General features: G+C 63.0%; 10 protein-coding genes. 5 read left to right on the top strand and 5 right to left on the bottom strand.

Annotation, left to right across the window (positions count from 1 at the left end; translation table 11 throughout):
* Window positions 1-23 precede the first annotated feature (23 nt).
* From QGN17_RS19730 to QGN17_RS19720, 3 genes are all read left to right on the top strand, one after another.
* Window positions 24-437: a GFA family protein gene (locus QGN17_RS19730; protein ID WP_281046317.1), complete on the top strand. Its 414-nt coding sequence runs from the start codon at window positions 24-26 to the stop codon at window positions 435-437.
* Window positions 438-530: 93 nt separating this feature from the next.
* On the top strand, window positions 531-1,661 hold the full coding sequence (locus tag QGN17_RS19725; protein ID WP_281046316.1) for an aldose epimerase family protein: 1,131 nt from the start codon (window positions 531-533) through the stop codon (window positions 1,659-1,661).
* A 25-nt stretch (window positions 1,662-1,686) separates the two neighbouring features.
* The gene (locus tag QGN17_RS19720; protein ID WP_281046315.1) at window positions 1,687-2,796 is read left to right on the top strand and encodes a cellulase family glycosylhydrolase; all 1,110 of its coding nucleotides are present in this window, start codon (window positions 1,687-1,689) and stop codon (window positions 2,794-2,796) included.
* A 112-nt stretch (window positions 2,797-2,908) separates the two neighbouring features.
* Here QGN17_RS19720 and QGN17_RS19715 read toward each other — a convergent pair whose 3' ends face one another.
* From QGN17_RS19715 to QGN17_RS19705, 3 genes are all read right to left on the bottom strand, one after another.
* Entirely contained in the window at window positions 2,909-3,643 is a 735-nt protein-coding gene (locus tag QGN17_RS19715; protein WP_281046314.1) for a FadR/GntR family transcriptional regulator, read from the bottom strand.
* An 89-nt stretch (window positions 3,644-3,732) separates the two neighbouring features.
* Window positions 3,733-5,352, bottom strand: a complete 1,620-nt coding sequence (locus tag QGN17_RS19710; protein WP_281046313.1) for a DNA methyltransferase — start codon at window positions 5,350-5,352, stop codon at window positions 3,733-3,735.
* A 170-nt stretch (window positions 5,353-5,522) separates the two neighbouring features.
* Window positions 5,523-6,104 (bottom strand): FMN-dependent NADH-azoreductase, encoded by a 582-nt coding sequence (locus QGN17_RS19705; RefSeq protein ID WP_281046312.1) that lies wholly within the window; start codon window positions 6,102-6,104, stop codon window positions 5,523-5,525.
* An 89-nt stretch (window positions 6,105-6,193) separates the two neighbouring features.
* Between QGN17_RS19705 and QGN17_RS19700 the strand changes: the two genes are divergently transcribed.
* Window positions 6,194-6,577: a winged helix-turn-helix transcriptional regulator gene (locus QGN17_RS19700; RefSeq protein ID WP_281046311.1), complete on the top strand. Its 384-nt coding sequence runs from the start codon at window positions 6,194-6,196 to the stop codon at window positions 6,575-6,577.
* Window positions 6,578-6,611: 34 nt separating this feature from the next.
* Here QGN17_RS19700 and QGN17_RS19695 read toward each other — a convergent pair whose 3' ends face one another.
* A complete protein-coding gene (locus QGN17_RS19695; protein WP_281046310.1) occupies window positions 6,612-7,115 on the bottom strand; it encodes a DUF1993 domain-containing protein in 504 nt (167 codons plus the stop codon).
* Between the two features lie 169 nt (window positions 7,116-7,284).
* Between QGN17_RS19695 and uvrA the strand changes: the two genes are divergently transcribed.
* Window positions 7,285-10,320, top strand: a complete 3,036-nt coding sequence (gene uvrA / locus QGN17_RS19690; RefSeq protein ID WP_281046309.1) for an excinuclease ABC subunit UvrA — start codon at window positions 7,285-7,287, stop codon at window positions 10,318-10,320.
* A gap of 668 nt (window positions 10,321-10,988) precedes the next feature.
* Here the strand turns inward: uvrA and QGN17_RS19685 are convergent.
* Complete coding sequence (locus tag QGN17_RS19685) at window positions 10,989-12,164, bottom strand: hypothetical protein (RefSeq protein ID WP_281046308.1); 1,176 nt, start codon at window positions 12,162-12,164, stop codon at window positions 10,989-10,991.
* Window positions 12,165-12,271 lie beyond the last annotated feature (107 nt).

Here is a 12,271-nt window from a genome sequence, read left to right as displayed (position 1 = left end):
GCCGATTTTGCTATGAGGCGCTCATGACCCTGACCTGCCTGTGCGGCCAAGCCCGCGTCGAGACCGCGAAAAAGCCCGACTATCTCAACGAGTGCAACTGCACGCTCTGCAGCAAGTCGGGCGCAGTGTGGGCCTATTACGATCCGGCCGAGATCCGCGTATCGGGCACAACGATCGGCTACAGCCGCGCCGACAAGAAGGATCCCGGCGCCGAGATCCGCTTCTGCCCGACCTGCGGGACCACCACCCACTTCGTGCTGACCGAAAGCGCGGTGGCGAAGTTCGGCGGCAACACGGTGGCCGGGGTCAACATGCGGCTGGCCGACGAGCGCGATCTGGCCGGCGTCGAGCTGCGCTATCCGGACGGGCGCGGCTGGTCCGGCGCGGGCGCCTTCACCTACGTGCGCGAGGCGCGGATCATCGGCCAGCCCGCCTGATCCCCTCCAGCAATATTCATTTATCATATAATTCTGGACATCCTCCCCTGCCCGGCCCACAAGCGGGTCATCAGGAGAGGAGACACAAGCGACATGATCGCGAAGACGGGCATCACCATCGCCCTCACCGCCATTCTGGCGACCCCAGCCTTTGCCGGCACCATCCAGCGCAAGCCCTTCGGCCAGATGCCCGACGGCACCGCCGTCGAGGCGATCACCCTCGCCAACACCAAGGGCATGAAGGCGACCATCCTCACGCTCGGCGCCAGCGTGCAGTCGGTGGTCACGCCCGATCGCACCGGCAAGCCCGGCGACGTGGTGCTCGGCTATGACGATCTCGCCGGCTACATCGCCAAGCCCAATTATTTCGGCGCCACGGTGGGCCGCGTCGCCAACCGCATCGCCAAGGGCCGCTTCACGCTCGACGGCAAGGAGTACCAGACCCCGGTCAACGACGGCCCCAACGCGCTGCACGGCGGCACCAAGGGCTTCGACAAGGTGGTGTGGACCGTCGTCTCGGCGACAGGCGGGGCCAAGCCCAGCGTGACTTTGCGCTACGTCAGCCCCGACGGCGACCAGGGCTATCCCGGTACGCTCACCGCCACGGCCACCTACAGCCTCGACGATGCGGGCAACCTCGCGGTCGATTACGGCGCCACCACCGACAAGCCGACCGTCGTCAACCTCTCCAACCACACCTACTGGAACCTCGATGGCGAGGGTTCGGTCGCGGGTGCAATGGGGCTGAAGATGATGATCCCGGCCGCCGCCTACACCCCCACCGACGCCACCGCGATCCCGACCGGCGAGATGCGCCCCGTCGCCGGCACGCCGTTCGACTTCCGCACCCCCACCGCGATCGGCCTGCGCGTGCGGGACGGCAGGGACGAGCAGCTCCGCTTCGGGCGCGGCTACGATCACAATTGGGTGATCACCAAGGCCAAGCCCAAGGCCATGCAGCTGATGGCCCGCGTCGAGGATCCGATCACCGGCCGCGTGATGGAGGTCCTCTCCGACCAGCCGGGCCTGCAATTCTATTCGGGCAACTTCCTCGACGGCACGATCGCCGGCAAATCCGGCCACATCTATCGCGAGGGCGACGCGATCGTGCTGGAACCGCAGATGTTCCCCGATACGCCCAACCACCCGGCGTTCGGCTCCGTCCGCCTCGATCCGGGCCAGACTTACGAAAACCATATCGTCTTCCGCTTCTCGGCGCGCTGACGCACCACATCAGGGAGTGACCACCATGAAATCGGCGATCCTCGCCCTCCTCGCCGGCACCGCGCTGCTGGCGGCCCCGGCGCACGCGCGCGACCGCTGGACGCCCGCGCAGGCGAAGGCCTGGTACGGCCAGCAGAAATGGCTGGTCGGCTCGAACTACCTGCCCGCCAACGCGATCAACCAGTTCGAGATGTGGCAGGCCGACACGTTCGATCCCGCCCGCATCGATCTGGAACTGGGCTGGGCGCAGAAGATGGGCATGAACACGATGCGCGTGTTCCTCCACGATCAGCTCTGGCAACAGGATCCCAAGGGCTTCGCCAAGCGCATCGACACTTTCCTGACGATCGCGCACAAGCACGGCATCAAGCCGCTGTTCGTGCTGTTCGACAGCTGCTGGGATCCCAACCCGAAGCTCGGCCCGCAGCATCCGCCGATCCCCGGCGTCCACAATTCGGGCTGGGTCCAGTCGCCCGGCATCGCCGCGCTGGAGGACCCGAAGCAGTATCCGCGTCTCGAGGCTTACGTGAAGGGCATCGTCGGCGCCTTCGCCAAGGACGACCGCATCCTCGGCTGGGACGTCTGGAACGAGCCGGACAATGGCGCGGACCAGTATAAGGGCCAGCCCGCCAACAAGGCCGCGCTGGTCACCGCGCTGCTCCCCCACGTCTTCGAATGGGCGCGCAGTGCCAATCCGACGCAGCCGCTCACCAGCGGCGTGTGGCAGCACATGGAATGGGCGCCGGGCGACAGGCACAGCGCGATGGAAGACGTGCAGCTCGGCCAGTCCGACGTGATCACCTTCCACGATTACGGCTGGCCCGAGCAGATGGAGAAGCGCATCGCCATGCTGGAAGGCTATGGCCGCCCGATCATCTGCACCGAGTTCATGGCGCGCGGCGCGGGATCGACCTTCGACGGATCGCTGCCGATCGGCAAGGCGCACCATGTCGGCATGATCAACTGGGGCTTCGTGCAGGGCAAGGAGCAGACCAACCTGCCGTGGGACAGCTGGCAGGTGCCCTACGTCCAGCGCGAGCCGACCGTGTGGTTCCACGACGTGCTGTATACCGACGGCACGCCGTATCGGCAGGCCGAGGTCGATCTCATCAAGAAGATGACGAGCGGGGAGTAATTCCGCTTCCCCTCTTCGTCATTGCGAGGAGCACGGCGACGAAGCAATCCAGATGCGCAGCGCTCGCGGCTCTGTATTGCTTCGCTACGCTCGCAACGACGGGCAACCGAGACTACCCCTCCGTCCCGCCCTGCTGCCCGGCCTCGCCGATCAGCACCAGCACCTCCCCGATGATCTGCGTCATCGCGGCGTGCGCGGCGGCCGGGTCGCGCGCCTCGATCGCATCCTTCACCGCCTTGTGCGCCGGCAGGCTGGCGGTGCGGCCCTTGAAGCGGTTGGTGAAGCGGATCGAGGTGCGCAGCGCCGTCTCCACCACATCGCGGAACTGCGCGTAGAAAGGATTGCCAGACGCCTCCAGCACCGCGACGTGGAAGGCGATGTCGGCATCCAGCGTATCGTCCTTGCCGGCCTCCGCCGCCACCATCCGCCGATAGCCGGCGTCGATCAGCGCCAGCCGCTCGGGCGTGGCGGTGCGCGCCGCGAGTTCGGCCGCCGCCGGCTCGATCGAGACGCGCAGCTCGCTGAACTGGCGCAGCAGGCCGATCGAGAATTTCCGCTCCAGCAGCCAGCGCAGCACGTCGGAATCGAACAGGTTCCAGCTGCCCTCCGGCTGCACGATCGTGCCCTGCCGGGGCCGCGCGGAAAGCAGCCCCTTGGCGGTGAGCATCTTCACCGCCTCGCGCGTGACCGATCGGCTGACGGCATATTGCTTGGCGAGGTCCGCCTCGGTGGGGAAGACCTTGCCGCCATATCCCCCGGTCACGATCGCGCGGCCAAGCGCATCGAGCATGCCGTGGGTGAGATTGCGGCCGAGCGCGGAGCGGATGTCGGATCGTGCGTCGTCCATGGTCGCGAAACCGTCGCCTATCTTGGCGCCGGGCGCAACTCGGGAATGGTCTCGGGTACGATCAGGGCCTGTTTCGGGGTCACGGACATTCAGAGCAGGCTGCCCTGCGCGCCGGGCTGGTGCGATTTGCGCGTCTCCACCCGCGCCGCCTTCTTCACCGGACTGATCAGCGGCGGCAGCTTCGGCCGGTGGCCGTGCATCAGTTCCGCCAGCGTGACGATCTGGAGCGCCGGGAAGCGGCCGAACTCGGTCTCGATCGTGGGATGCGACGCCGCCTCCTCGCGCATCCCGCGCGTGGGGAGCGCCTTCATGATGAACAGGCCGAAGCGATGCCGGTCGCGCTGCATCACCCGGCCGAGATCGCGCACCATCGTGGGATTGACGCTGTCGCCGGCCTTCACCGAGATCACCCCGGTCTCGATCTTCGAACCTTGCGCCAGATAGTTGAACCAGCCGTCCACCCCCTTGTCGCCGCCCTTCTTGTCGCGCGGATAACCGCCGACCTGCCAGCTGACCCATTGCTGGAACTGGTGCGGATCGTCGGCGGCGAGCCGCTCGGCGGAAGCAAGATCCTTCGGCACGCCGATCGTGTCGAACACGATGCCGTCATGCCCCTCGCGCATCCGGTTCTCGATCATCCCAATCGCGATGTGGGTGACGTCGATCCCGATCCACTGCCGCCCGAGCTTCTGCGCCGCATCCACCGCCGTCCCGCACCCGCAGAAGGGATCGAGCACCACGTCGCCGGGATTGGAAGAGGCCGCGATGATCCGTTCGAGAAGGGCGCGGGGCTTCTGGGTCGGGTAGCCGAGGCGTTCCTTCGCCGTTTGATTGAGCCGGTCAATGTCAGACCAAACATCCCCGACAGTTATAAGTCGATTATTGGGATCAAAGGGTTCCTCGGCACGGCGACGAGGAAATCCATTTTTGGCCGGGAAGTGTATTAGCCCGCCAGCGGCCCATTCATCGAGTTGGGTGTGGCTGTACCCCCAATGCCGGCCCATCCGATCCGGGTCGAAATTTCGCCACGGCTTACCACTCTCGCCTTCCTTTGTCCGCCCTGCTCCTGTCAGCTCAAAAGTATTATATTTTCGCCCATCGGCGCCGGTTATCAACGTATGCGGGACTTTCGCGACTTCACCCAATGTCGTTTGCGCGTGAAATATTGCCGCTGATGTTCTGGAATAGTGGAAGATCGTGTCGTGGAGGCGCGGCCACTTACCCGAAGTGCTTCGAGAGTTTGTCCGTCGCCAGATAATTTCCGCCTGATAATTCTCCGCCCCGAACACTGCATCCAGCACCAGCTTGAGGTAGTGGCTCGCCGTCGGATCGCAGTGGAGATAAAGCGACCCCGTCCCCTTCAACACGCGGTGCAGCTCGACCAGCCGCACCGCCATCATCGCCAGATAGGCCATCAGCGGACTGTCGCCGAGCGCGTCGTGCATGGCGCGCATCATCACCTGCAGCGTCCGGTTGGAGCCGCCGTCGATGTCCAGCATCGCGTTCCGGGAGGCCTCGCTCCACGTCCAGGTGTCGTCGAACGCCTCGATGCTGGCTTCCACGCGGCTGGATGCCGCCGAAGCGAACAGCAGATTGTAGCCCGTATTCGAATTGAACGGCGGGTCCAGATAGACGAGATCGACGCTCTCATCGCGGACATGCTCGCGAAGAACGTCCAGATTGTCGCCGTAATACAGCCTGTTGCCCACCCGACACCCCCTGCCGCGAAGGACGGGAGGCTAGGGAGAACAACCCTCTGTTCTAAGCGGAGATGCCTCCATTACGGCAACGGCAGAGGCAGAAAGCTGCTCCGAAGCCGAGAAAAGGGAGCGGGCGCCCACGCATCCGGCATGAGCGCCCCTCCGACATCAACCGCCGATCAGGCCGCCTCGCCGACCGCCTCCGGCGCGATCCGCTTCGCCTGGTCCAGCGCGCCCTCGACGGCGACGCGGCGGGCCTCGTCGCCCATCGCGATGCCCTCGGCGACGATCACCTCCACCTCGCAGCCGATCAGCCCGAACACGCCGCGCAGCAGGGTCTCGGCATGTTCGAAGCCGGCGCGCGGGCTGCCGGCATTGTAGACCCCGCCCCGCGCCAGCGCGACGATCACCCGCTTCCCGGTGGCGAGGCCGACCGGGCCGTTCTCGTTGTAGCTGAATGTGTGGCCCTTCACCGTGATGCGATCGATCCACGCCTTGAGCTGGCTCGGGATGGTGAAATTGTAGAAGCCGGCGCCGATCACGACGATGTCGGCTTCGAGGAACTGCTTCAGCTCCTCCCCCTCGGCCAGCGCCATGAAGCTGCCGATGGTCAGGTGGTCCACCGGATCGGCGACGAGATCGCGATACTCGACCTCGATCGCCGGATCGGCCGTCGTCAGCCGCTCGACGATCGCGGCGGAGATGGTGCGGCTCGCCGAATTGTCGCCGAGGATGCTGGAATCGAGATGCAAGAGTTTCACGCTACGCCTCCGGTCTGGAAAATTGACCAGGACTAGTTATGTGACGGCCTACGACCCGCCAAGAACGCATATTTTTAGGACCAGGTCACATGGATATGCCTGCCCCGCCCCCGCCGCCGCACCAGATCAGCGACCAGTGCCGCAAGCTGAGCACCGTACTCTCGCTGGTCGGGGACAAGTGGACGGTGATGATCGTGATGGTGCTGCGCGATCGCCCGCGCCGTTTCAACGACATCAAGCGCACGATCGGCGGCATCAGTCAGCAGATGCTGACCCGCACGCTGCGCGCGCTGGAGCGCGATGGGATGGTCAGCCGCACCGTCTATCCGACGCTGCCGCCGCAGGTGGAATATGCGCTGACCGACCTCGGCCGATCGATGTCCGAGCCGGTGCACGCGCTCGGCCAGTGGGCGGGCGCGCACCTCGACCAGATCGAGGGCCACCGCGCCGATTTCGACGGGCGGACCGCCTGACGCGGCCGGTCCGCCCGTCCTACCGGTTCGCGCGTCAGGCCGGCGCCTTGGCCCCGGCGAGATAGTCCATCTTGCCGATCGCGACGCCCTTCATGCGCAGGATCGCGTAGGCGGTGGCGACGTGGAAATAGAAATTGGGCAGCGCGAAGTTGGTCGCGTAGGTCAGCGCGGTGAACGGCATGTCCTTGTCGCGCACCTTCAGGATGACGGTGGCCTCTTCGCGGCCCTCAAAGGCGGCGGCATCGACCGAATTCAGATAGGCCACCGTCTTGGCGATCCGCTCGCGCAGCTGGGCGATCGTCGTCTCGTCATCGGCCATCGACGGCGCGTCCACATCGGCGATGCGCTTGGTGGCGAACTTGGCGGTGTCGCAGGCGATCTGCACCTGCTTGGTGAGCGGCAGCATATCCTCGGCCAGCCGGCCCTCGATCAGCGCCTTCTCGTCGATCCCGCTCGCCGCCGCCTTGCCGAGCAGATGGTCGAGATTGCCCAGCATGTTCGCGAAGACGGGCACGGTGACGGCATAAAGACTGGCCATGTTCGGAGATTCCCTTCGTGTCGGCGTGTCGGGGAAGGCCCCCGCCGCCGCGCCGCGCAGGTGGGGATGCGCACCCGGCCGGACAAGACGCCCCTTGGACTCTCCGCGCCGCTCGCCCATATCCCCATCGGCCTTGCCCCACCCGAACAAATCTGGAACAAACAGCCTCATGCTGACTCACATTTCCGTCCGTGGCGCCCGCGAGCACAATCTCAAGGGGGTCGATGTCGATCTCCCGCGCGACAAGCTGATCGTGATCACGGGGCTGTCCGGTTCGGGGAAATCCAGCCTCGCCTTCGACACCATCTATGCCGAGGGGCAGCGGCGCTACGTGGAGTCGCTGTCGGCCTATGCGCGCCAGTTCCTCGAACTGATGCAGAAGCCCGACGTCGATCATATCGAGGGCCTCTCGCCCGCCATCTCGATCGAGCAGAAGACGACCAGCCGCAACCCGCGCTCCACCGTCGCCACCGTCACCGAGATCTACGATTACATGCGCCTGCTGTGGGCGCGCGTCGGCATCCCCTATTCGCCCACCACCGGCCTGCCGATCAGCGCGCAGACGGTCAGCCAGATGGTCGATCGCGTGATGGCGCTGCCCGAGGGCACGCGCTTCCTGCTGCTCGCCCCGGTGGTGCGCGGCCGCAAGGGGGAGTATAAGAAGGAGCTGGCGCTGTGGCAGAAGGAGGGCTTCCAGCGCGTCCGCATCGACGGCACGGTCTACGAGATCGAGGAGGCCCCTGCCCTCGACAAGAAGTACAAGCACGACATCGACATCGTGGTGGACCGCCTCGTCCGCCGCGACGACATCGAGACGCGGCTGGCGCAGAGCTTCGAGACCGCGCTCAAGCTGGCCGAGGGGCTGGCTTATGTCGACATCCTCGGAAACCCGGACACCGTTCGTCCTGAGCCTGTCGAAGGACGTGACGCAGGCGATGCGCCAGAGGCACGCACTTCGACAGGCTCAGTGCGAACGGGGGGCATAAAGGCGCTCCAGTTGCCGGAGGGCATCTCGGACCGCATCACCTTCTCGGAAAAATTCGCCTGCCCCGTATCCGGCTTCACCATCGCCGAGATCGAGCCGCGCCTCTTCTCCTTCAACGCGCCGCAGGGCGCCTGCCCGGCCTGCGACGGGCTCGGCGAGAAGCTGTATTTCAACCCGGAGCTGGTCGTCCCCAACGAGAATCTCTCGATCAAGCAGGGCGCCGTGGTGCCGTGGGCGAAGTCCAACCCGCCCAGCCCCTATTACATGCAGGTGCTCTCCAGCCTCGCGCGCGAATATGATTTCGAGCTGACGACGCCCTGGAACCAGCTCAGCGAGGAGGATCGCGACACCATCCTGCACGGCACGCGCGGCCGCGCCGTCACGCTGCGCTTCATGGACGGGCGCAAGAGCTACGAGGTCAAGAAGCCGTTCGAGGGCGTGATCGGCAATCTCGAACGCCGGATGCTGCAGACCGAGAGCGCCTGGATGCGCGAGGAGCTGGCCAAATACCAGTCCGCCCGCCCCTGCGAGGTGTGCGAGGGCGCCCGCCTGAAGCCCGAGGCGCGCGCCGTGAAGATCGCCGGTGAGGACATCTCGATGTCCACCCGCCGCGCCGTCGGCCCCGCGCTCAAATTCTTCCGCGAGATGCCGCAGCACCTCAACGATCAGCAGAACCAGATCGCCGAGCGCATCCTCAAGGAGATCGTCGAGCGGCTGGGCTTCCTCGACAATGTCGGCCTCGATTACCTCAACCTCGATCGCACGTCGGGCACGCTGTCGGGCGGCGAGAGCCAGCGCATCCGCCTCGCGTCGCAGATCGGCTCGGGCCTCTCCGGCGTGCTCTACGTGCTGGACGAACCGTCGATCGGCCTCCACCAGCGCGACAACGACCGGCTGCTCGTCACCCTTCGCCGCCTGCGCGATCTCGGCAACACCGTGATCGTCGTCGAGCATGACGAGGACGCGATCCGCACCGCCGATCATGTCGTCGACATGGGGCCGGGCGCGGGCGTGCATGGCGGGCAGGTGGTGGCGGAAGGCACGCTCGCCGACATCCTCGCCACCGAAGGCAGCGTCACCGGCGACTATCTCTCCGGCAGGCGGGCCGTCCCCCTCCCCGCGCACCGCCGCGCCGGATCGGGCCGCAAGCTCACCGTGAAGGGCGCGCGCGCCAACAACCTCAAGGACGTCACCGCCTCGATCCCGCTCGGCACCTTCACCTGCATCACCGGCGTCTCGGGATCGGGCAAGTCGACCTTCACCATCGACACGCTGTTCGCCTCGGCCGCGCGCACGCTCAACGGCGCGCGCGTGCAGGCCGGCCATCACGAGAAGATCGAGGGCCTCGCCGCGCTCGACAAGGTGATCGACATCGATCAGTCGCCGATCGGCCGCACTCCGCGCTCCAATCCGGCGACCTACACCGGCGCCTTCACCCAGATCCGCGACTGGTTCGCCGGCCTGCCGGAAAGCCAGGCGCGCGGCTACAAGCCCGGCCGCTTCAGCTTCAACGTCAAGGGCGGCCGCTGCGAGGCGTGCAGCGGCGACGGCCTGATCAAGATCGAGATGCACTTCCTGCCCGACGTCTACGTCACCTGCGACGTGTGCCACGGCAAGCGCTACAACCGCGAGACGCTGGAGGTGACCTTCAAGGGCAAGTCGATCGCCGACGTGCTGGACATGACCTGCGAGGATGCGGTCGAATTCTTCAAGGCGGTGCCCGGCATCCGCGACAAGATGGCGATGTTGGTCGAGGTCGGCCTCGGCTACGTCAAGGTCGGCCAGCAGGCGACGACGCTGTCCGGCGGCGAGGCGCAGCGCGTGAAGCTCGCCAAGGAGCTATCGCGTCGCGCCACCGGCAACACGCTCTACATCCTCGACGAGCCGACCACCGGCCTGCATTTCGAGGATGTCCGCAAGCTGCTCGAGGTGCTGCATGCGCTGGTCGAGCAGGGCAATACGGTGGTGGTGATCGAGCACAATCTGGAGGTGATCAAGACCGCCGACTGGATCATCGACCTCGGCCCCGAAGGCGGCGACAAGGGCGGCGAGATCGTCGCGGTTGGGACGCCGGAAGAGGTGGTGCAGGTGGAGCGCAGCTATACGGGGCGGTATCTCAAGCCGCTGCTGGAGGGCGCGAGCGTGGTGAGCGCGGCGCCGGTGAAGGCGGCGGGGAAGCGGAAGGTGGCAGCTAAGCGGGTGAAGGCGGCGGCGGAGTGATTACCAGACTTGACGGAATACGCCGCCTCCGTCTCGATAATACATATTGAATCCCAACTGATCGAAGATCGTCGGCATAAGCGATCGGACCTCTCCTGCAGCATGAAGGGCGATTTCGAGATCGTTCTTTTTCCCTCGGCGACGCCGGGAATTAACTTGCCTTTCTGTCAAGAGCTTTGACCAGAAAATCATATCTATACTCGATGAATCGACCCAATCGACGCTCTTTGAATAACCCGCCATCCAATTTATGTTGCAACCAGTCGCCGCATCCAAGAAGAACTCAGCGTTCACGCGATTACAAACATAACAGCTTCCAAAATAAAGTCCTGTAACCGTGAAATTACCGTTCGCGTTGCGAAAACTATTTCGAAAAGCGGCTCGAGTGATCTCTTCATTCCCAAGGCCATGCAAGGCACCCTCGCTTCCATGAGATGCTATATATATCGAATGATATTTTTCATCTTGAGCTATATCGGATAGAACACACTCTAAGGCGCTCCGATTGGAAAACATGTCATATCGAAATCCATATGGATTCTCACAGACAATCGCAGTTACCGTTTCAAATAGCCCTCTAACTGAATGATTTCCTTCATCCCACCACCTTGCCTCAACAACCGATAGCCCTGTGTGCGCCATAACGATCCTTATAAGCTTGATCGACTTTAGCTACGACCCATAAACAATTCAGGAAGGAAGACCGTCAGAGGGTTATCTGTCGTTGCGCCATCCTCTAACGCTCTCCGTGCGTGGGTCGATATTTCCGCCCTGTACGTATCTATTTTTGGAACCAAGGTATAATGGTCTGTCGTGTCTATAACAATTGTTCGGCTTTGCTGGAGGTCAAATGGTATTTTATCTGCCAACCGTATTAACTGAATGACCGGCTTGTTGGCAGCGTGCCTAAGCGCCAGCTCATAAAAAACATTTGGATTGTGAAATGACAGATCGGCGATAACAAGTCTACTATTCCAGACATATTGAGCAATTTGCTTAGTAATTATTCCTGATTCAGCAATTTGATCCGCCCTTACAACCTTCAATCCAAAATCCTGAAGCGCCGGTTCAATAAAAGAACTCAAAATCATATCAGCGTGCCGTCGAAACTCACTACCTGGATCACCGATGGGCGAAACAACGAAGCAGGTCTTTTCGAAATTTGCAGCTTCTTCGGTCAATAATGAATTATGGCGGGGAAGTGGGTTTAAACCCTCGATCCGGGTTTGTGGCATTTGCTCAAGCGCATGCTCAAGCGGAACGACCCTCTCGGCGCCAGAGAGCGTCTTTAGCACGCCAACATTCTTGAGATTGGAGATAAATGTATCAATACATTCTTGCGCGCCATCAGCCGGCGCACCAAGCTCTTTTGACGCGTCGAGCAAAACAGCAGTAGATGGAAGCCGTTGATTGATATAACGCTCGTAAAGAGATTTAAAAATAGATACCTGATCTATCGCACACTCAAATCTAGCCTTCGCTTTTACAGCCGCAGGTTGATCCGGATTCGTAGCCCTATCACCTCGATCGGTTAACTCCAGACTCTCACTCTTATAAGATCCCTTGACCAAGCCATATTTCCCAGCGCTGGTTATCAGCGTGCGGCTGGCGCTGCTTTCTGGCGATCGCTTCAGTTGGTCGAATAGCGTTATCCGCCGGATTGGCTGATTGCCCGATGCATCTTGAATAGCCTGAGCAAATTCAAATGCCTCTGAAAATGCATGAGCGGGAAAGGGACGAACGCTTTTTCTAGGAGCCTTATCAGCTTCAGAAACGACCTTTTGATCAGGAGCCTTTTTAGGCGCCTTCACTGTCTTAGGCTTGCCTTCCTCCGATTCTGACAAAGCCCCCTCCCACAGTCAGTGTTAGACATTCATAGCAAGACGAACAAAACTAACGCAACAGCAGTCATCCACCTTCTGCATACGAAGTTTCCACCGGGAGTTTGACA

The organism is Sphingomonas oryzagri (assembly GCF_029906645.1).
In the GTDB taxonomy this organism is placed as follows: Bacteria; Pseudomonadota; Alphaproteobacteria; order Sphingomonadales; family Sphingomonadaceae; genus Solisphingomonas; species Solisphingomonas oryzagri.
This window is presented reverse-complemented; position numbering and strand designations above follow the sequence as displayed.